The sequence below is a fragment of the Providencia sp. PROV024 genome, from assembly GCF_032709665.1.
Taxonomy (GTDB): Bacteria; Pseudomonadota; Gammaproteobacteria; order Enterobacterales; family Enterobacteriaceae; genus Providencia; species Providencia huashanensis.
The window spans coordinates 4,116,167-4,137,089 of the sequence record NZ_CP120545.1 but is presented as its reverse complement, the minus strand read 5'-3'; the positions used below and the strand labels follow the sequence as shown (position 1 = coordinate 4,137,089).

General features: G+C 42.2%; 12 protein-coding genes, 1 tRNA gene and 2 pseudogenes. 7 read left to right on the top strand and 8 right to left on the bottom strand.

All coding sequences use genetic code 11. The annotated features are described in order from the left end of the window. The first annotated feature begins 177 nt into the window (after positions 1-177). On the top strand, positions 178-1,275 hold the full coding sequence (lptF, locus tag P3L56_RS19055; protein ID WP_042845684.1) for an LPS export ABC transporter permease LptF: 1,098 nt from the start codon (positions 178-180) through the stop codon (positions 1,273-1,275). Beyond that, complete coding sequence (gene lptG / locus P3L56_RS19050; RefSeq protein WP_071548680.1) at positions 1,275-2,351, top strand: LPS export ABC transporter permease LptG; 1,077 nt, start codon at positions 1,275-1,277, stop codon at positions 2,349-2,351. Before lptF ends, lptG begins: the two co-directional genes overlap by 1 nt. 59 nt (positions 2,352-2,410) lie before the next feature. Here the strand turns inward: lptG and P3L56_RS19045 are convergent, their stop codons facing one another. The 3 genes from P3L56_RS19045 to ampH form a co-directional block, all read right to left on the bottom strand. Then, positions 2,411-2,908: a hypothetical protein gene (locus tag P3L56_RS19045; protein WP_198860977.1), complete on the bottom strand. Its 498-nt coding sequence runs from the start codon at positions 2,906-2,908 to the stop codon at positions 2,411-2,413. 124 nt (positions 2,909-3,032) lie between these two features. After that, the gene (locus P3L56_RS19040; protein ID WP_129466590.1) at positions 3,033-3,476 is read right to left on the bottom strand and encodes a hypothetical protein; all 444 of its coding nucleotides are present in this window, start codon (positions 3,474-3,476) and stop codon (positions 3,033-3,035) included. Positions 3,477-3,678: 202 nt separating this feature from the next. Then, positions 3,679-4,902: a D-alanyl-D-alanine-carboxypeptidase/endopeptidase AmpH gene (gene ampH, locus P3L56_RS19035; RefSeq protein ID WP_042845677.1), complete on the bottom strand. Its 1,224-nt coding sequence runs from the start codon at positions 4,900-4,902 to the stop codon at positions 3,679-3,681. Between the two features lie 413 nt (positions 4,903-5,315). On the opposite strand from ampH, the gene P3L56_RS19030 reads away from it, so the two are divergent. From P3L56_RS19030 to P3L56_RS19010, 5 genes and pseudogenes are all read left to right on the top strand, one after another. Continuing rightward, a tRNA-Leu gene (locus P3L56_RS19030) sits at positions 5,316-5,400 on the top strand. A gap of 316 nt (positions 5,401-5,716) precedes the next feature. Next, the gene (locus P3L56_RS19025; RefSeq protein WP_272686022.1) at positions 5,717-6,982 is read left to right on the top strand and encodes a tyrosine-type recombinase/integrase; all 1,266 of its coding nucleotides are present in this window, start codon (positions 5,717-5,719) and stop codon (positions 6,980-6,982) included. An 81-nt stretch (positions 6,983-7,063) separates the two neighbouring features. Next, positions 7,064-7,311 (top strand): annotated as a pseudogene (locus tag P3L56_RS19020) (tyrosine-type recombinase/integrase); the annotation flags it as partial. A 119-nt stretch (positions 7,312-7,430) separates the two neighbouring features. Next, on the top strand, positions 7,431-7,730 hold the full coding sequence (locus P3L56_RS19015; protein ID WP_272686023.1) for a hypothetical protein: 300 nt from the start codon (positions 7,431-7,433) through the stop codon (positions 7,728-7,730). A gap of 539 nt (positions 7,731-8,269) precedes the next feature. Beyond that, on the top strand, positions 8,270-8,854 hold the full coding sequence (locus P3L56_RS19010; RefSeq protein ID WP_272672323.1) for an antirestriction protein ArdA: 585 nt from the start codon (positions 8,270-8,272) through the stop codon (positions 8,852-8,854). 231 nt (positions 8,855-9,085) lie between these two features. Here P3L56_RS19010 and tnpC read toward each other — a convergent pair. The 5 genes and pseudogenes from tnpC to pglX all read right to left on the bottom strand — a co-directional run. Then, positions 9,086-9,779 (bottom strand): annotated as a pseudogene (gene tnpC / locus P3L56_RS19005) (IS66 family transposase); the annotation flags it as partial. Positions 9,780-9,854: 75 nt separating this feature from the next. After that, positions 9,855-12,506 (bottom strand): TrlF family AAA-like ATPase, encoded by a 2,652-nt coding sequence (locus P3L56_RS19000; RefSeq protein WP_272686024.1) that lies wholly within the window; start codon positions 12,504-12,506, stop codon positions 9,855-9,857. 43 nt (positions 12,507-12,549) lie between these two features. Then, positions 12,550-14,625: a protease Lon-related BREX system protein BrxL gene (gene brxL, locus P3L56_RS18995; RefSeq protein WP_272686025.1), complete on the bottom strand. Its 2,076-nt coding sequence runs from the start codon at positions 14,623-14,625 to the stop codon at positions 12,550-12,552. Positions 14,626-14,639: 14 nt separating this feature from the next. Beyond that, on the bottom strand, positions 14,640-17,297 hold the full coding sequence (gene pglZ, locus P3L56_RS18990; RefSeq protein ID WP_272686026.1) for a BREX-1 system phosphatase PglZ type A: 2,658 nt from the start codon (positions 17,295-17,297) through the stop codon (positions 14,640-14,642). Next, on the bottom strand, positions 17,297-20,905 hold the full coding sequence (gene pglX / locus P3L56_RS18985) for a BREX-1 system adenine-specific DNA-methyltransferase PglX (RefSeq protein ID WP_272686027.1): 3,609 nt from the start codon (positions 20,903-20,905) through the stop codon (positions 17,297-17,299). Before pglX ends, pglZ begins: the two co-directional genes overlap by 1 nt. Between the last annotated feature and the right edge of the window lie 18 nt (positions 20,906-20,923).

Below are 20,923 nucleotides of genomic sequence, written 5' to 3'. Positions count from 1 at the left end.
CGAGTATATTTGGTTTCGCGAATATTAAGCATGTTCTGATATTTTAATCAGTATAGAGAATGCTTTTATATCATTCTAGCCATACAATAAACTAGAGTATATGTTAGTAAATGGCAGACATTGAACGAACTTAGCCATTTTCTACCCAAAAGACAAGTTTTCACAGGCGTAATAAGCGTGATCATTATTAGATATTTGGTACGGGAAACCCTGAAAAGTCAGTTAGCCATACTTTTTGTATTGATGCTAATCTTTTTTAGCCAGAAGTCGATAGATATTCTGGGCGCTGCCGTTCAGGGCAATATTCCATCAAACTTAGTACTTCCTTTACTGGGGTTAGGTGTGCCTGAAATGGCGCAACTTATCTTACCTTTAAGCCTATTTCTTGGGCTATTGATGACCTACAGTAAGCTTTATACTGAAAGTGAAATTACGGTAATGCACGCCTGCGGTTTAGGGAAAAGTGTTTTGGTCAAAGCGGCGTTAGTGCTGGCCATGATTACCGCCATGGTGGCAGTTGCCAATATTACGTGGATGCTACCGTGGTCATCTCAATATCAAGAACAAGTGTTAGCGGATGCTAAAGCTAACCCAGGTTTAGCCGCAATGGTGGAAGGGCAGTTTAAAACCACAAAAGACGGCAACTATGTTTTGTATATTGGTGATGTAAAAGGGAGTAATTTCAAAAATGTTTTCCTAGCGCAGTTACGTGCTGCGAATGAACAGCGCCCTTCTGTAGTGGTTGCCGAAAGTGGTTATATGAAGGAAGACCCTGATGGCCGTCAAGTGGTCATTCTTAATGAAGGGACCCGTTACGAGGGGACGGCATTATTACGTGATTTTCGTATCACTGACTTTGTCAATTACCAAGCCATAGTCGATCATCAAACAGGTGAGGCTCGTAATGACCGCGTTGAGCAAAAGAATATGCTGCAATTGTGGAATGAAAATACACCTGAAGTGAATGCAGAGTTTCATTGGCGTTTAACGATTGTTTTCTCGGTTATCGTCATGGCTTTAATGGTGGTACCTCTAAGTGAAGTGAACCCACGTCAAGGTCGGGTGCTAAGTATGTTACCTGCGCTGCTGTTGTACCTCATCTTCTTTTTGCTGCAAAGTACGTTACGCAATAGTGCAGATAAAGGTGATATTGACCCAAGGTATACCATGTGGGCAGTGAACTTAGGGTATTTAGTCTTAGCGGTGATCCTCAATGCATGGAACACTGTTCCTATGCGCCGTATGCGTCTTAAATTGAGTAAAGGGGTTGCCTGATGTTTGGTGTTTTAGATAGGTATATCGGTCGGACCATCCTAAATTCTATTTTGGTGACGCTTTTTTTATTGGTTTCACTCGCTGGGATTATTAAATTTGTCGAGCAACTGCGTAAAGTGGGTGATGGTGATTACACTGCGTTGAGCGCGGGGGTTTTTACTTTACTTACGGTACCAAAAGATATTGATGTTTTCTTCCCGATGGCGGCCTTATTAGGGGCGTTAATGGGCTTAGGTGCACTCGCTTCACGTAGTGAGCTGGTGGTCATGCAAGCTTCTGGTTTTACCCGTTTACAGATTGCCCTTGCGGTGATGAAAACGGCTATCCCTCTGGTTATCGTGGCGATGTTCATTGGTGAATGGATTGCACCAGCCGGTGAGCAATGGGCGAGAAACTACCGTGCAGAAAAAATCGTTGGTAATTCATTAGTGGTTACTGACGAGGGAATGTGGGCAAAAGATGGCCGCGACTTTATACACATTCAGCGTATTAATAACGCAACATCGATTCAAGATGTATCGATTTACCGTTTTGATAAGCAACAAAAACTTAACTCGGTGATGTTTGCTTCAAGTGGGGAGTATGACACGGCAAATAAACAGTGGGTGTTATCTCAAGTGGATGAGTCAATATTAAGCAGTGAGAAAAAAATTACGGGTTCACAGCGGTTGACGGTTGACTGGAAAACTAACCTTACCCCAGAAAAACTAGGGATAGTTTCTTTGAATGCGGATTCGTTATCTATTCGTGGCTTATATCAGTATGTTTCTTACTTGAAAGAAAGTGGTCAAGTTGCTGCTGTTTATGAATTAAGTATGTGGAAAAAAATATTGGCGCCACTCTCTGCCGCTGTCATGATGTTAATGGCCGTTTCGTTTATTTTCGGGCCATTACGCACTGTACCAATGGGGGTACGTGTTATTTCAGGTATTGTGGGCGGCTTCTTATTTTATGTACTAAACCAAGGGTTTGGTAACTGGAGCCTTGTTTATTCAGTACCACCGATTATTGCAGCTATCTTGCCAAGCTTATTGTTCCTAATTGTCAGTATTGTTTTATTAGTGAAACGAAAATAGCGTTTTATAGGTCATTAAAGGCTGTGTATCTTCGGGTATCACAGCCTTTTTCTTTGTCGTCATTTACTTAGTAATAAGTTTCCTAACTTACTGATAATTCTTAATAGTTTATTCTGAGGACGGAATAAAACTTGTTGTTGCCTATTATCTGCAGATGTACTGATATATTCACCTTTAATCCCAATAACATTCAATCGACTTTTATTCGCTAACTGTTGAGCACAAGAAAAAATACCGCCATTCGCCGTATATGACTGGCGAATAAGATAAGCTTTTTTCCATTCTTGCTCTGTGAATGAGGTTTGTACTTTTTTTCGTGCTTCACAGACAAGTTTTTTATATTCAGGTGTTTGTTCTAATTTCTTTTGATTGTTTTTTAAAGGATGAGAATTGAGTGATCCAAGATTTATTTCTACTGATGTCGGTTTCTGCGGGGCAGGGAATATGTTTTGGTGGTTATGGATTCTTCTAAGTTGGAGAACCAACTCAGAAACGTTGCCCTGTTTAATGGTACAGGGCCGTGTTATATGATGTAAAAAAAATGGAGAAGTACGCATTTTAATTCCTATTCATCAAGTAGAAGAGGGATTAAGATTAGCCTTGAATCAGCTTACAACATTGCATAAAACGATTATAAATATAAGAAATAGCTTGAATAATAAGGCATTAATACTGTTATTATTAACCAACTATTGCGTAACCTAATGCACTGATAAAGGCGACTACCCTTGTTTGGGGTTGAAATAACTTTTTTCTGGCTCCTGAGATATGACTTTGGTTATCAATAGCTAAAATATTTTGGCGACTCCGGTTTGCTAATTGCTGAGCAAGTGAAAAAAAACCACCTTTCATACTATTTTGTCGTTTAAATTTAAAAGCCGTTTGGCACTTTTCCCGATATATTCGCCTTTCTTCTTGTCGGTAAGCTTTGATAGCTTGTAATTCTGAGCCATCTAAATATTTGTAGGGGTATTGAGTAGCAATAGACCTATTCTCTACGTACTCTGGTTTTTTAGTACAATGGCCTTTAATACTATTCAAAATTTCTATCAATTCAAATTGGCTAATTTTTGGGCATTGTGTAGCCTGACAACTTAATGTTATCGCGTGGTTTTTTGTTTTCATTTTAGCTCTGGATGTGTTAATGGAAGGCTAAAAGATTATCGGGAATTTGAATGAATTGATTTTAAAAATGGGTAGTAAAATTATCAAAAACAGCCTGAATATATCAGGCTGTTGTCGCAATTAATGAGATAATGCGGGTAAATCCACGTTTTAGGGTCGGGGTGTAACTCGCCATTGTTTGTAATGCTTTGGCGGTACTCCTTCAATGTTTTCCATATGCGTGGTTAGAAGATAGCGAAGCGACGAGTTCATTAACGCCAATAGTTAACTTACTAAATTTGCTGCTATCTTTTCGGGTCATGACGACAAATACCCCAATGTTTTGCTGTGGGATCATCGCCATATAGGTATTAAACCCACCGCCGCCGCCTGTTTTCTGGTAAATTCCTGGAGTGCCATTCTTCGGTTTCATATAAACCCACCCAAGGCCTAACCCATCCGCATGGCCAGCGACGTCCATTCCTTTAATTTCTAACAATTTTTCGCGAGGGAAATAGATGCCTTGCTCACGAGCCGCGGTGACTTTCCTTAAGCTCTTATCTGTCGATAAAAATTGTTGCATCCACTTTTGCATATCTGCTGGGGTTGAATACACACCACCGCTTCCTGCTGCTGCAAGTGTATTATGGCAAGGGCTTGGTTTAGTGCCTTCCATTAAACGTGCACATTGAGCTTTATTGGGTGTATAGGTGGTATTGGTCATTTTGGCTGGGGAGGTGACATAATGACTAAACAATTGTGGGTAAGAATGACCTGATGCTTTCACCATGGCATCAGCTAATAAGTCATATGCAAGGTTAGAATAGGATGCCTCAGTGCCTGGCGTCGCATCTAATTTGCCTGTTTTTAACCATGTCCAGCGGTTATCTTGGGTTGGCCAAATAAATACAGGACGCCCCCATTTTCCGCCTGGTTGCTCACGAGGTAAGCCACTGGTGTGGCTTGCAAGGTGGTAGAGGCGAATCGGCTGCCCACTGGCGTTATCAGGCACAGTAACACCATGATAGGCATATTGTTGCAGCGGGTCAGTAATTAATAACTTTTTGTCTTGTTCAAGCTTGATTAATATTTCACTCGTCATCAATTTAGTAATTGATGCTATGCGAATGAGTGAATTTGGCCCCGGTTTTTTACCATTGCCGGGTGCTGTTTCGCCATAATAACGGGATAAAACTTGGTTATTATCAATAACAATTATTGCCATACCTCTGGCGTCGCTTTCGTTAAAAATACGATTGGCATATAAATCGACAATTTTAGCAACGCGTTCGTAGGTCCTTCTATCTCCTTCAAAAACCTGCCAGTCAGTAGATGCAATATCATTCGTTTGCAGAAATTTTGGTGTTTTTTTGGTCGTTGTTGAACATGCCATCAAGGCTAAAGACAACGCAGATACTGACAGAATTTTTAGTAATGATTTCTTCATGTTTGAAGCCAGCCGATATGATTGTTTGCAAATGGCTATTCAGCCAATCTTATTTTTTCTTAGCGAAAATTTTCATTACCACACCAATTAAGATGCCAATAAAGATCCCTGTCGCTATCCACCCAACAAAACCCATGATAAAGCCTTAATGTTTGTATTAGATTGCGGATAAACTAACAAAAATAATTGTCTATCGCCAGTGACCCAGCGTTGTGATAAGAAAAATAGTTAGGGAAAGCTACCATATCGGCTAATGAAGATATAAACAAAAGAAGCTTTCTTTCTCTTATCATGTGATTTTAGCAATATGCGTTTTTTTTAATCGAACAGACTTGATCTTCAAGAATAAGTGTTGCCAGTAGACACAAGGCAAGTATAATGGCAGCGTTTTCCAAGAAACACATCACTTCAGTGCCGGAGTGGCGGAATTGGTAGACGCAGTTGATTCAAAATCAACCGCCTTCGGGTGTGCCGGTTCGAGTCCGGCCTTCGGCACCATAAGAACATCAAGAGACGTCAACTGACGTCTTTTTTTGTATCTAAAATCCAGTATTTGCAAGGCTTCCCCCGCGTTTTCAGTCAATGTATGTCAACTTAACTCAACCCACATCAACCTCCGAGTGAGTATATAACTGAGTATATCTTCGCTTCGATAATGTTTGTATACTCATTATATCTCGAATTACCAATGCTAAAGCAATGCAGGCGCAGCCTTTGGCGTAGATACTTAGTTGTTTATGTAACTCGAAATCATCGACTGTAATCTGAGATATCTCGTTTATATACTCACTCTGGGGTGAAGAGGATAAAGAATATGGCATTAACCGATACAAAAGTTCGTGCAGCTAAACCTGAAGATAAAGCTTATACACTGACAGACAGTGATGGCTTGTTTCTTTATATTCACCCCAATGGTTCTAAATATTGGCGTTTCCGTTTTCGCTTTGGCGGTAAACAACACTTGATGGCTTTTGGTGTATACCCTGAAATTTCTTTAGCGGATGCAAGAGAAAGAAGGGATGCTGCCAGAAAGCAAGTCGCTTTAGGTATCGATCCTCGCGAGCTCAAGAAAGAATTAAAGGAAGAACAGCAAAAGGAATTTAACACCTTTGAGAAGGTAGCTCGTGATTGGCACGCGACCAATAAAAAGTGGTCAGAAGGGCATAGCCATCGAGTCCTTAAAAGCCTTGAGGACAATATCTTTGCTGCTATTGGTAAACGCAATATTGCCAAACTAAACACTCGTGATCTCCTTGAACCGATTAAAGCCGTAGAGATGTCTAGACGTCTTGAGGTTGCAGCACGTTTACAACAACGTGTGACAGCCATAATGCGTTATGCCGTACAAAGCGGTTTAATCGACTATAACCCAGCGCAAGACATGGCGGGTGCAGTTGCGACAGGTAAACGAGTCCACAGAGCCGCTTTAGAGCTTAAACGTCTACCCGAGTTCTTACAACGTATCGATGATTATAAGGGAAGACCTTTAACTAAACTTGCTGTCAAACTTACCTTGTTAGTTTTTATTCGTTCCAGTGAATTGCGCTTTGCTCGCTGGGATGAAATCGATTTTGATAATGCCATGTGGACGATCCCTGCTGAACGCGAAGCGATAGAAGGGGTTAAGCACTCTCATCGTGGATCAAAAATGCGTACTCCTCACTTAGTCCCTTTAAGCCGACAAGCCATTGAGATCTTAAAACAGATCTATCAATTCAGTGGCAACCACGAACTGATCTTTATCGGCGATCACAATCCTAGAAAACCAATGAGTGAAAACACTGTTAACAACGCGTTACGTGTGATGGGCTATGACACTAAGACCGAAGTCTGTGGACATGGTTTCAGAACGATGGCTTGTAGCTCGTTGATTGAGTCAGGGCTATGGTCGAAGGATGCAGTAGAAAGGCAAATGAGCCACCAAGAACGCAATTCAGTAAGAGCTGCTTATATTCATAAGGCTGAGCATATTGAGGAAAGACGACTGATGGTGCAATGGTGGGCTGATTATCTGGATGCGAATAGGGAAAGGGAAATTTCGCCGTTTAGTTTTGCTAAATTAGGCAATGAGATAGTGTGAGGCTTGCAGATACAGTTTTGCATACCTTGCTAGATACTCATCAAAAGCTGGTTAGTCAAGAAAGCGATTTAATTGCTTAGGTATGAAGGAAGGCTAACAGGACACGGTCTCCGCCACGAGATGAGGATTATCGTGAGAAAGGTTTTAACAGCGCTTGGATTGAAACACAGCTGGCGCATAGCAATAAAAATGCGATACGTGGAACCTATAACCATGCGCAATATCTTGAAGGTAGACGAGAAATGATGCAGTGGTATGCCGACTATATCGATTCATTGAGAAATGGTGGAAATATTCTTCATGGGAATTTTAATCGTCAAAACGCATGATAACTAACCACGATTTATCGTAATACATCTCATTCAATAAAGAAGCTTTATCACTGAAAGCCTCTGTCCTCACGGACTGGGGCTTTTTTGCTTTTAAATCAACCTAAAAGGAAATTATCATGGAAAATTACATTCGTTGCCCGGCCTGCGATTCAACTCGCATTCGTGAACGTCATATAGGGAAAAAGACAGGAGCTGTTGCTGGTGGCGTATCAGGTGCACTAGCTGGAGCGTCTATCGGCTCTGCTGTTCCTGTTGTAGGGACGATTGCTGGTGCTGCGGTAGGCGCTCTATTTGGACGTTTAGTAGCTGGAGCTACTGCTGGGGCTGTCACTGGTGCAACCTTAGATGCGTGGTATTTGATCGTTATGAATGTATCGAGTGTGAATATACATTTGGTTGATAGCGATATTTTTTGATTCGCTGCTCGCTCTTTTCGCTGCCAATCACGAATATCGTTATAGGCTGAACGATAATCCTGAATTTTACGGTCGTCTGGGTGTAGTGGTCAACAAAAATTGGTCACAGTTTTAGAGCTTTCCCAATATAATCGTTCTGATTCATTGGGCGTTAAGCCACCGTTATATTGATGCGGTCTAATCTGACTATAATACCCAATTGTTCCATAAAGTCTAAATCATGCCAAAAACATTTCATCATTTTGCTGAAAATAGCCTCATAGCGTGATGATTGAACTGACCCTAGTTTATTGGACAGGGGCTTTTTTCGTTTTAACCCGCGCAAAAATAAATCATGGTAAAAAGCATAACATCTTATCGGGATTGTAAGGCAACTCATTATCCTGCTCTAAAACGTCATTAATCATTTTTAAAGCGAGTTGCCTGTTTTTCAGCTGATTGGCTTTTTATATCAATATCATCTTCTAAAGGGAAATAGATCCCTTTATCAAAATATCGCCATTAATTAAATCACAATACATCAATAATAGGACACGAATATGCGTATAACTGCGACGGCTTCCCCATGCCTAAAATCGGGAATGATTTCTGTTTTTATTACTAACTTAGGAAAATATAACGAAGGTGAACTAGTTGGTGAGTGGCTTGAACTTCCGGCAACCTCAAAAGAGATCGAACACTGTTTAATGCGGATTGGCATTGATGGTATTCACTATGAAGAGTATTTTTTGACCGACTATGAATCCTCCATTGATGGCCTTTCTTCTTACATTTCAGAATACAGTCTTTTAGATGAGTTGAACGAGTTAGCCACGCAATTAGCCATGTTATCGCCTGATGAAATTGACCTTTATCAGGCGGCAATTGAAATCGGTTCTTCAACGAGTTCAATCCATGATTTAATTCATTTAGCGGATAACTTGGATTCTTTCCAGCAATTAGCGGGGGTCAATAATGAATATGATTTAGGTTATTACTGGATAGAAGAAAGTGGTTGTTATGATTTAGCACAACTGGGTCATTTATCCCATTACTTTGACTATGAACGCTATGGACGTGATGTTTGTCTTGAACAAGGCGGAATTTTTCACAGTGGAGGATATGTTTATCATACGGGTGGGTAGATAGGACAACAACATGAGAGTCAAACCGCTTTCATCCCTCAAGGCGGGAAATAAAGAATGTCGAGGTACCCCAATGACATCCATAAGCTAGAACGTTAATCAAACTAAACTCTATTTTAAGCCATCTTTACGGATATCCGTGAAGATGGCTATTATGGTATTCTTTTTTTATTTAATTCAAACCATTAAATGGATATTTATCTTGTAAGCGGTTAATGAACCAGTGAAGCCTTACCCCGTTCCACTAATTTTCACGTTCCACAGCATAAGATCCGACACTTCATCTGTCGGGCTACGCTTTGGTAGCTCAGTGAACAGGTGCTGGAAGTAATAATACGGATTTATATCGTTAGCGCGACAAGTCATCACCAGACTATACAAGTTTGCACTGGCGTTTGCTCCTCCGACCGAAATTGAGAATATCCAATTTTTTCGACCGTTGTGAACGGTCTGATATCTCGCTCAGTCACGTTGTTGTCGATACTAATATCACCATCTGCTAGGTAAGTGAGTAGTTTAGGCCACTGGTTTTTAGTGTAGGTAATCGCTTTTCCGAGTAATCCTTTTGGTAAAACGTTTTGATCTTCAAGCCACTGCTTGAACTCATCTAAAATGGGCTTAGCTTCTTCTTGTCTAGTTTATGACGAGACTCCGTATTGAGTCCCTTTGCCTTCTTTTCTACACCATATAATTTGCTAATAAAGTTAAGCGCCTTCTCGGGCTTACCCGCTTTTTTCGATGGTGAAGCTTTTTGGGCATCGGTAAACTTTCTGCGCACATGCGCCATACAAGCGGCTTAAGTAACGTTTTCCAGCTTGTCGTATGCGCTGTAGCCATCCGAGAGTAAATAGCCAGAGTAATCGGCTAAAAAGTTTTGGACGCACTGCACTTTGCGGCTCGGTTGGTAATCATAGATGATCATAGGGTTACGCATGTCGGTGACGTCAGAGATTAAATAGACTTTACCTGACGGTATAATTGCAGAGCTTCAATCCAATGCTTACACGAATCCATATTTCTCACGACGCTGATTGAATGCACTTTTCCCGCCCTCTAATATATCTGCGGCTAAAGCCTGAACATTGGGAACATCGATCGCACCTTGTTGCTCTGGAAGAATTAGCCCTTTATTTTCTTCTACGCTCAAAACGCCAATCCATTCAGCATCACCGAAAACAGGAATATTGGCATTATGGGTTGCAAATAGAAACTGACGACTCAGTTTAGCCCTACGTAGTTCTGCGACTATCCTTTCAGCTATAAATGCGTTATCCAAATTATCTTCAGGTTGATCAAGGATTAATGGGTCTTGATTATCCAACAGCAATAAGTGCAAAACAGCAGTGCACTGCTGTCCCGTCGATAATTCATCAATTGACCTAAATACAGCTTCTCGTTCTCCATGAGTCACATTTAACTCAATCGCCATGGTATCCGGTAACTGCAATTCTTCCAGTTCCATTAGTTTTACTTCTGGAAGACGAATTAAAGCTGAAACAACAGTGCCTGATATGCCAAACTTTCGTCCTAGCTCCGACTCTCCTTGACGGATAGTCGAGGCTAAACTGCTTGGAGAGAAGTTCCCTTCTAATACCCAGGCGAGACGTTTAGGCCCAACCCCCTCTAAATTGCACCCAGTCAGAAAATTCACAAGTTCTTGGCGGCCACCTTCTGGCTGTAGGGTAAGCCGTACCTTCTGCTCCAGTTTTCTTGTTAACCTTTTAACAGATTTAGTAATACTACTCGCACGCGCACTTGTGTGTTGTTCTAACTCCAGAAGCAGCTTCTTTCGCGAGTTGTACAATTCGTCAATTTGTGTCTGGCGATCTTGCAAGGTGGTTTGTTTAGGGCGTATCTGCTCAATTTGTTTTAACAGAGTCTGATATTCAGCACCAATTTGTCGGCCAGTTTTACCCTGGCTTACAGGTATATCCTTAAAAGCCAACTCAAGTTTTTGCTCTTCAAGCTGCTGCTTTCCTGATAAAGATTGCTTGACCGGTAACAACTGTTGATTTGCATTTAAAGTTAGCTGTTCTAACTGTACTAATGTCTGTTGAACGCCCGTTTTCAGGGCATTCAAAACTTCACGCTGCTGCTTCAAGAGCTCAGCATGAGGTAAGCCATCCAAATTGGTATCACTTAAATACAAGGTATCTTGCAAACTGTCTTTGAGCGCATCGATAGCCAGTTGGACGCTTGCAACATCCTCACCAATCTGATCATTCAATTGTTTTTCTTTTTCAAGTTTTGGAATAAGCTCCAGCTTTTCATCTATACCTAATGCTTGATACTGTTTTGCCTGATCCAATAACTTAGGTAAGCGCTCGACCTCTGCTTCAATGTCATCTTTCTGACCTAGGACTCGCTTGATGGATTCTCGATTATCTTTTAACTTTGCTAAAACGTCAGCGATATCTGCATCAAACTTTTCATGTTCGCCCTCAAGAAAACGTTCGATGAGCTGATGACGACTTTGTTCATCTCGTGTCATTTCATAGATTTCGTTTTGCCCGTAAAGCTCTATACCAGGCAAAAGATCCGTTGGAAGATAGGGGGATATATTTCCTTGGGAGTCAACCACCACCGGATCACTACCGTGTTTTCGGCTTACTTTGAATCTGCGAGCGTGCATAACTGATGAACGCAACGTAATTTCAACTAAACCTCGTTCTTTCCCAAGGTTAGTATCAATGACACTTTTGTGCTGTTTGATTGCGTTAGGTGTTTTAGGTTCTAATCCGAAAGCATAGCGAATACATTCCAACAAGGTTGACTTACCAGTGCCACGACCACCAATCACAGCATTGAGATGGTCCGATAGTTCAATATCGACGCTATCCAGATAGCCACCAACAAATCGAATACGCTCAATTGCCGAAGCATAGCTTTCTGGCTTATCTGAATTCAAACGAACCCTCGAACCTGCATCTAAAAAGGCTTGCTTAAAGGAAGCAAAGCAAGGGTTGGTCATTTTAATCAAACAAGAAGCCCCCGATGCTTTGATATCCTCTGGTTTTGCAACGTCTGAGGAGTTAATAGCAGCCATTTCGCGCTCGCGCTTATAGTTAGGATCTTTGTTGAGGAAGACCTTACGGTAGAAATCATTTTCTATTCCTTTGAGATCTTCAATCGACTTGTCGCCTGGTATCTGAGCTGCCATCAAACCTTTATGTTTCCAAACATGGTTCATTTTTCGACTGAGCACACCATCATCATTTATGCAGTGTGCGGCAAAGATAAATCCACCTATCTCATTCACTTTATCAATCAGCTGAATTGCTGTGAGGTTGGTCGGCAATATACCATCCTCTGGATCAAGTAAATCGAGACGCCCCAAAATCCGTTCAAGTTCTTGCGAAGTTTTGTTTTCATCAAACAGACAAACAAAGTGAATTTTCTCGCTTGACGCAATCTCAAATCCGGGGAAAACAACAATCCCATTCTCAACAAAAAGATTGCGGATTTTATCAACACCATCTACTGAACCATGATCAGCTAATCCAATGACCTCTATGCCCGCTTCCAGTGATGCCGCAAGCAGATTTTGGTTATATTCATCTTCCGTGATGGTCTGCTGTTGCCCACGATATTTTATGTATCCTGCCGGATTCACCTGCAATGCACATTTAAAGAAACGAGCTTTGGTAAACATACCTGTAATGACTCCATAAAATGGCGCGTCAAACGACACCTAATCAATTAACCCCAAGCGCCTTAAACACGGCATCGACGGGATCTGCATAAAAGCTGATCTGGAATTTTGAGAACAACTCAGCAGGAACCGTTGGAATATCTGAGGCTGAGGCCATTGGGAGTAAAATACGCTTTGCGCCACTGTCCATAGCTAATTGAAGACTTCCTGCAAGATCTTGAACAGGATTGACGACACCACCTAATGTCATCTCACCCAAAACAACCATCTGCTCTTGAATCGGTCGGTTCATCAGAATTGAACAGAACGCAATTAATGCAGCGAGCGATGACTTTGTACTTGGCCCTGTATTGTGTAGCTCAACAACATGGAGGTGATACTCATGATCAGAAAACTTCGCCGACGCACTGATTCTATTCAGGTTACCTTTGAAATAATCAAAGCCAACACGCACAGCTTCTTTCGCTGCGGTATTCGAACCAAGGCCAGACACTGAGTGTTTACCAGAACCAGCCATCATCTGGGTTTCATAGCGATATAACCCAAGCTGCCCAGTGCTTCCCTGAGTAACCAAGTGCACAACACCAGCGCGAGGTAAGCCCTCAGGAATTAGCTTGCTGCCACCTTGTTCCGGAACATTGACGAAGAATTCTTCTAATGAATCGTTATCGATGTAGCTAAAGTGCACATCAAAAAATTCCATTCCGCCAAGCTTTTTCAATTGCTCTTTGACCCTACGTCTAGTTTCCAGCGCATAGGTCAGGCAGGCTCTTACATCATCTTTTGTGTACTGTGCGTCGGGGTGTAGTAGCTTTAACAAGCCCGAAACCGTTCTGCGTACAGCAATTACATCACGCTGATTAAGGTTATTACCGAGTTTGAAGAACTTATCGATAGCATCCGCAAAACTTCTTTTGCGCATTTCACGCATGTATTCAGCAAGATAGTCTGTGATTAATCCGTAACTATTGGTGAAAAACTCAGGACGCATCTTCGGTATTTCCCATCCAGGGATATAGGAATGGAAACGGTCAAAAAAAGCAGTGTCAATCATGGCATCAGGAAAAGGTGCCAATAGATGACTAGTCTTCACCAGTGTCTCAACGCTTTGATTGATGTTACCGACGAATACCATGGAAGCCTTCGCTTCGATTGAATCACGACCACGGGCAAAAGACCCTGACGCCATATAATCTTTCATTATTTGGACACCATCTTTGTCTTTAAAATTAATACCCGCTACTTCATCAAAGGCGACAACATCCCACATTCCGACCAACCCAACTTGGCGTGAGCTCATGTTATAGAACAAGTTCGCCACAGTTGTTTGTCCACCCGAGACAAGCAATGAGTTTGGTGAGCACTCTTTGTAGACATGGCTTTTACCTGTCCCTCTTGGTCCGAGCTCACAAACGTTGTAGTTGTTTTCAACGAATGGGATCATGCGAGTAATAAGATGCCACTTCACCCGATGCTCTAAATTGGTTGGCTCCATACCCACGGAACGAAGCAACACATCCATCCACTGATCGGTACTAAAATGTCTTCTGGTTGAAAACACCTCATCCATGTTCATGGACGGCATTTGTATCGGTTTTAAACTCATAATGGAGAAAGGTGATGTCTTCTGACCTTCCTCAAAGAAATACTGCACGGTAATAATGCACCAGATACCACCAGTTAATAATTTTTCGTTGTCTTGTACAATTTTGGTCGGTACAAGGGCATCCTTGATCCCCAGGTTAGACAACGCAGCTTCATAGACGTCTTTTTTCTGATTGAGCTTAACGCTTACTTTGTCGATGATTTTAAACGTGCCGCGTTCACGGATCAGTGACTTCACTTTCTCCGCTTCATCTGGTCGGACATAGTTCTCAGCCAAGATTTTTTTCACATTCTCAAGGCCTTGCATTACGACTTCGTCGTCATCGGACGCACAATACATGCCTAGTAAATACTCAAGCACATAGACAGGGACGTTAGCGCCTTCTTTCAATTGCTTTGTCAGATCTTTTCGAACGACACGGCCTTTAAAATATTGATTGAGCAATGCGTCTAAGTCGGCGCTTTGCACCTGATTTTTTTCGTCTTTATGATCTTGTGAAAAATCAGTTGTCATGTTTCACCCCAGCCTTAGAAAAAATCATCTTGGAATGCCAAATCAATGGTTACCGCGTATTGGCTATAGCGCGTTCTCATTTCCGCATTCTCTAGTACTAATGTGTATTGAGCATTCCTGTCGAACTGAGAGCCAATAAGCTTTAACCTAGCTTCACGAGTACGCTCATCCATCACTTTACTCACGCTATCAAAGTTAATCGTTTCACGACTGGATACTTCATTACCTTGTGCATCGACGATATAGACATCCAACAACCGTGCGACAAAACGCTCGCCTACAGGGTCTGTCTGAATAAATCTGACCTTGTCGATATTGTTTACTAATTTGATGGGCTGAGTGGCTGCTACAACACCTACCGGTTGTTTCTCATGTTTTGCTGCTTGTTCTTTCTGTAGCTCTCGCACATGTAGTACCGGTACGCAGACTTCCTGTAGCATCGCTCCACCGTGCACAAACTTGGCACCACCAACGAAGTGGAAGCGTTGAGCCGCTTTTGGAAGCAGGAACTCGGTATCACTAGAGCCATGAGCCGTATCGCTAATTGAACCTTTCCAACAGGCTTCATCTGAAGGCAAGTTATTACCAACGATGTAACGCTTCTTGGCTTCTATCGCGCCAGCAGGTTTAGTTTTCAATGAGGTTTTATCAGCCGCTACAAGTGCTTTCTGTTGGAAGAGGAAGCCATGGTCAGCGGTGATCACAACTCGGCTGCCGTTTAGACGGTTGATGACCCGCCCAACGAGGTCTTTTAGCTCTTCAATGGCACTACGACAGGCTTCAAACGTTTTCTCTTCAGTTGCAGCCTTATCACCAATCGCATCAATGGTATCGTGATAGATATAAACGACTTCTACGTCTCGAACCTTGTCACGCCCCTCCTGGTTACTCCAGCTCATCAGTTCCTTAGAACTCACTGCCATACCACCTACTTTTTGTAGGATGGCGTTGCGATTGTCTAGACCCTGTGAAGAAATACCATCCACATAAACAGCCGTGCCTTGCTCTGGCTGGTAACTGAGCGCCTTATGAGGCAATAATGCCGCCATCCCAAGTTGGGTATAACTCGGCAAAACGCCCAACTGCGTAGACACCTCAGCCTTAAATCGCTTCTCGTTGTTAATGATAGCGCCAAGCTCATTCGCAATTTCAAAACGCAGGGCATCAGAGATGATCACAAACACGCGTTTTGTCTGTTTCAGACTCAGTCGTGTGCGAACTTCTTTTTCATAAAAGTCATACTGGTGCGGTACGCCAGAAATCTGCCACTTTTCAAGTAATTTCTCATTAGCCAAGTGACGATCCCAGGCAAGGCCAAGCTCATATAAGTACCAGTTGGTATAAATGCTTTCGACTTCGTCGTCGAGCTGACGCAGTATGTCTGCACCTTTACTCAATACAGAGTGCACATGCTCATTGAACAAACGGTAAGCCTGGTCAAAACGATAAATGTCTGTGGTATAGGCGTCGTATATTGCTTTCGCGTTATCAAAGTGGAACCCGTCCACATAGCGATTTCGCAAGTGCATTAACTCTTCAGCGTTGCGGATAGCTTCATAAATTGCGAAGTATTCTTTGCGTGACAATGTCCAGTGGCTAGCAAGACGTCTTGATAAGACCGTATCAAACTGAACCCGGTCTAGCGCTTTACTGTTATCGAGCAAATCACGAACTAAACCACGGATTATGGCCTGCTCCACAGCTTCGAACGTTTCGCATTCGATAAGCTCAACCGGATGGTACTGGCCAGCACGAGTCGAAATTTCCAACTGTTGGCTAAGCACCTTAGAGATGCTTTCGTAGTAAACGGCGAAAGACCGGCTGTCGCGCCAGCTCACCATAAACGCCAAGGCTGTCGCCCGGCCTGATGCGCTTTTTAGAACATTGTTAAGCAACCAATCGCGTTCAACACCTTCAATTTGGCTCCAGAATTCAGTACAGAATAATTTCAACACGAAGTCTGAGAAGGTTGGTTCCTCGACTGTATAGCCAAAACCTTCACTCAGATATGCCCAGAGTGAGGTCTCAAGATCAAACTTACTTAGCTGGCTCCATAAAGGTTGGCCAAGGCTTTCATCTTCGATATAAGCCGCATACTCGCGTAGTAACCCAAGCAGAATGTCCGACAAAGACGCAGAATCAGCTTTTACAACCACTGCCATCATCTTCCTGTCTAACGACAGTTCGTCTTCGTTCTCAGTCACCCACTTTTTTAAACCGGCTATGCGCTGTTTATTGGCAAAAAAACTCTGGCGCTTACGAATGTGCGTGCGAAGCGCCATTTTCGGGATACCTAGCTCATTAAGCATCATTGAGCTGTGATCAGCAAAAAACTGCTCGCTATACAAACGCACGTCTAGCAACCAATCACGATCAGGCTCTGGCTCAACGCTTGGAAAATAGATAAGGAATTTAGCTTCACGCTCATCTACTTCAATGCGTTTTTTCACTGCCAATACAGACTCATTGCCCATATTGAGGATGGTCAAATCATTTGGCAGTACCCTAGCAGTTATATCTGCCGCTTTATCACCTGATTCTTTTGCAAGCGATAAAGAATTAGCTAAATGCTCAAGCTCTTCAGTAAAGCTTTGCTCTGGGTCGTACCAAAACACAATGCGGCTTTGTTCGAGCTTGGCAGCGACACCTTGTGCCAATTCGCTAATCTGCATTAGTTAACCTCCGGGGCCGAACCAGTAATGGCCTTAACATCAGCCAACAGATCGCCAAACTTGCCGTAATTCACTTTCACGCCATCATCGAGATCCAGTGAAATACGCATATCAGCGTAGTGTTTTAGCTTGTCATCAAACTCTCGTAGTTCGACCTGTTTCTTGATTAAGGCATCCAACTCTTTCTTGAAGCGGTTTGCTTCACTGGTTGAATCTGCCGTTTCAATCTGCTTCTCAAGCTGCTCTGCATAAGCATCGTATTTGCCTAGTAACGGGGTGACATACTCGGTACGCATACGTGAAAGCGTGCCCTCGTTGTAACGGTGCAGGTAAACCAGGCACTCAAAAGCCTTCTGTTTGCCTGAGCTAAACAGCCAATAAATAGGGCGTTTTTTGTAAGTCTTCAGATGGTCTTTGTAGAACTGAGTCGATAAATAACGGCGAATCGTCTCCAACGCTAATTCAGACTTTTTCGGTTTAATGGCATTTAGGCATAGTGATTCGGCAACGAAATCCAAGTTTTCTTGCAGATGATCATCACCCCAAACGACTTGAACAAACTCACGGAAACGATTGGTTGCGTCGTCTCTAAACCATTCTTGGTCGGTTAAAGGAATGATACCGTCATCATCAACTGAATATGGATCTACATTTTGCAATTCATCACTATTATCCTTAACTACTGAGTTAAGTGTAAACCTACCCATCTGACAACCAATACAATAGCTTATCAATTCAGGTAAAACTATCGCTCTCATTGAATCATAACCGCTAGCAAGGCTTATTCCAATGTAACTTGGATTGCAATTCAAACTAACTTCTTCATTACTAACGGAGCAATCTATTTCATCAACTAATTCATACTCCGATGCTATAACTAGGTTTATTTTTTCTTCAATAAATTTTAATCTTTCAACTAACCTATTCCCTCGCAACTCAATTTCCTTCATGTAGGAAGCTATTAGGCCGCATTTCCTTTTCTCTATGATTTCACTAATTCCAGGAAAACCACTAAATTCGAAAGCGGTCTCTTTCGAATCCCAATCAATTTTTGAAATTGATTGGGCTTCTTTAGATAATGAAATTAAATCAGCTCTACTTTTTGCTGCCATTATCGGAAGATCCCGAATGTTTTTCACTTGAAAATTCAGTGTTGGATTGCTGATTAGCAAAGCTTTAAGTGCAACAGTCGAGTTGAATAACGCAAGGAAAAAGTCAATATCATCGTGATTTTTAAAAAATATCGATGAACCACCTACGTCAAATGTAGCGAAATCAGGTAGCGTTCTGAATGTTGGTTTTGAGGATGTGATTAAACCCCATGTGATTCCTGGTTCATACCAAAGATAATCAGGAATAATTCTACAAATTTTATCTCGTCTATAATGTAGTCTTGCACCTTCCGACCAATCAATCACCTCAACTAAATTCCCATACCAACGCCTAAAACCACCTCCTTTAGCATAAAATAACCATTTACGGTCTATTCCGACATCATTGGAATTAACTTCCCAGTGGCATCGTAAATATACATCGTTATTCCCTGTCTTATTCTGGCCATCAGATATGGTTACGCTACTAACAGAATCATTTTCATATATCTTTTTAAATTTCTCACTAACCCAATAAGCAATAGGACTACAAGGAATTTTCTTGAAATCAGACTGAACGGATGACGAATACTTATTTTCCCGATTCAACAACGCCTTTCTTTTTTCTTCTTCGTTTCCGTCAACTAATCTAAAAAATATAGGTTGATATTTCTCTACGTGATTATTCTTAATAACCCAAGCTGTAGTCTGAACAACCTCACCACTGATTTGACTAAAAGCCCGTGGCCCTAAATGAGCCATAGTGATGAAAGTTTGCTCTTCTAATAAACTACTTCTTAGTTGCTCATAACTAGATAGAAACATCCAAGACTGCATATTGACTTGAGCGTTATACCCATTTCGAAATAGTAATGTGAATGCTCGCTCCATGAAAATGGCGAATAAGTCAGATTTACTATTAGGGTATTGCGTTTTAGTAAAGTCTTTAAGGTCTGCATTCATACCTTTGCTGCCCATATACGGAGGATTCGCAATAACAGCATCGTAACGAATGGACAGAACCAATGCCTGATGCACAATTTCAATCAATTGCTTCGCCGCAGGCTTTTGCATTGAGTCACCTGACTCTTGAAGCTCGACAAGCGTGCTCAGTAGCTCTTTTAGCTGCTCATGCTCATCGCTTGGAACATCAATCAAAGAACCGAAGGTCTTGGCCTGAGTGAACCTTGCCAACGTTCGCTTCAGCAGTTGGTAGCGGTTGTCTGCATTGAAGGAGCTTAAATCTTGATTATCATCTGAGAACAAGCCTTGTGATGTGCCGCTTTGCCAACTTCCCGATAGATTGAGTGCTTTCCATAAGGTCGGCAGGTCAATATGGTTACTTTCCTGCAATGAAAGTACATTGAGTCGCACATTACGGGTAAAAATACGCTTATCGTCATCTCTAGCCATCATCATCAGCGCAAAGCCAGATAGCTGTGCTGCACGATCATCTATGTCTAGGCCGTAGAGGTTGTTCTCCAGAATCATCTTTGGAATGTCACGAGAGCGGAAACCACGTTCTTCGTAGATCGCTTTTAGTACGTTGTAGGCTTCAATCAATATGTGGCCCGAACCACAAGCGGGATCGAGTACTTTGATGGTTTCAGGTTCAATAGATTCTGGCGTAATAGCCTTTAGCTGTTGGTTAACTTCGTCAGATTGTTCAGCAGGCTCAATGTAGTATTCCATCTGCGTTTTAATGGCAGAGTCTGGGTAGGTTTGCAGCCATTGACGACCGACTGAGTTTTGTACCAGGTACTTCACAATCCAGTTGGGTGTAAATAGCTGGGTGGCGGCAGGGATGTCTTCACTCTTGACCACCTTACCCATTACCTGATCTTTCTTTTCAGAAATGTAAAACTGGTAAAGCCAACCAATCACTTCGACTTGTTGCCAGTCCTCTTCAGGAATGCTGTCTACCAACCCACGCAGAATTGAGTCGGTACGTGTTAGGTTGTCTGGTAGAAGAAGCTCAGTTTCATCGTCCAATGCGTCAAATAAGAAAGGCATCGCTTCATGAAGCTTATGGCACTGGCCCAACAGCAGTTCACGATAAAGCTCTTCGTCTTTGTTGCCCGCAAGCTTGAGTTCGATAATGCGAGCTCTATCTAATCCGAGTTCATCCGCAGCATCTTGCGCATGGTCGATAATTTCAAAGCCTTTAGGATTGTCTGGGTGCGATAAAACACGAAAACCGTGGCCTAGATAGTCATGGATTTCCATATAGCGAATAGCACACAGACGGTTGAACCAGGTATAAGCTATTTGTTCAATAAGTTGTGCATACCCCAGCTTCTGGCTTCTGGCCACTATGCGTTTTCTGGGCTCAGCCAGTTTACCGTCAAAACTGTTACCGGCGATTTGAAGTACAGAACCTTGTAGATTCGCCTCTGCAATTTGTAGCTCGCCTTTTTTATTCGCGGTGATACCAAAGGTGTTTAATCGTTTAGCAACCGCATCCATAAATTCGCGGCGCGCTTTTGGTGCGTATTTTTTAATGTTGTTCGTATTCATATGATCTTGCGCCTCTTA

Bases quoted from the DNA above. Each gene is read 5' to 3' on its own strand.
- pglX (WP_272686027.1), bottom strand. From the start codon at position 20,905: ATGAATACGAACAACATTAAAAAATACGCACCAAAAGCGCGCCGCGAA.
- P3L56_RS19040 (WP_129466590.1), bottom strand. From the start codon at position 3,476: ATGAAAACAAAAAACCACGCGATAACATTAAGTTGTCAGGCTACACAA.
- ampH (WP_042845677.1), bottom strand. From the start codon at position 4,902: ATGAAGAAATCATTACTAAAAATTCTGTCAGTATCTGCGTTGTCTTTA.
- P3L56_RS19000 (WP_272686024.1), bottom strand. From the start codon at position 12,506: ATGTTTACCAAAGCTCGTTTCTTTAAATGTGCATTGCAGGTGAATCCG.
- lptG (WP_071548680.1), top strand. From the start codon at position 1,275: ATGTTTGGTGTTTTAGATAGGTATATCGGTCGGACCATCCTAAATTCT.
- P3L56_RS19010 (WP_272672323.1), top strand. From the start codon at position 8,270: ATGCGTATAACTGCGACGGCTTCCCCATGCCTAAAATCGGGAATGATT.
- P3L56_RS19045 (WP_198860977.1), bottom strand. From the start codon at position 2,908: ATGCGTACTTCTCCATTTTTTTTACATCATATAACACGGCCCTGTACC.
- brxL (WP_272686025.1), bottom strand. From the start codon at position 14,625: ATGACAACTGATTTTTCACAAGATCATAAAGACGAAAAAAATCAGGTG.
- P3L56_RS19015 (WP_272686023.1), top strand. From the start codon at position 7,431: ATGGAAAATTACATTCGTTGCCCGGCCTGCGATTCAACTCGCATTCGT.
- P3L56_RS19025 (WP_272686022.1), top strand. From the start codon at position 5,717: ATGGCATTAACCGATACAAAAGTTCGTGCAGCTAAACCTGAAGATAAA.
- pglZ (WP_272686026.1), bottom strand. From the start codon at position 17,297: ATGCAGATTAGCGAATTGGCACAAGGTGTCGCTGCCAAGCTCGAACAA.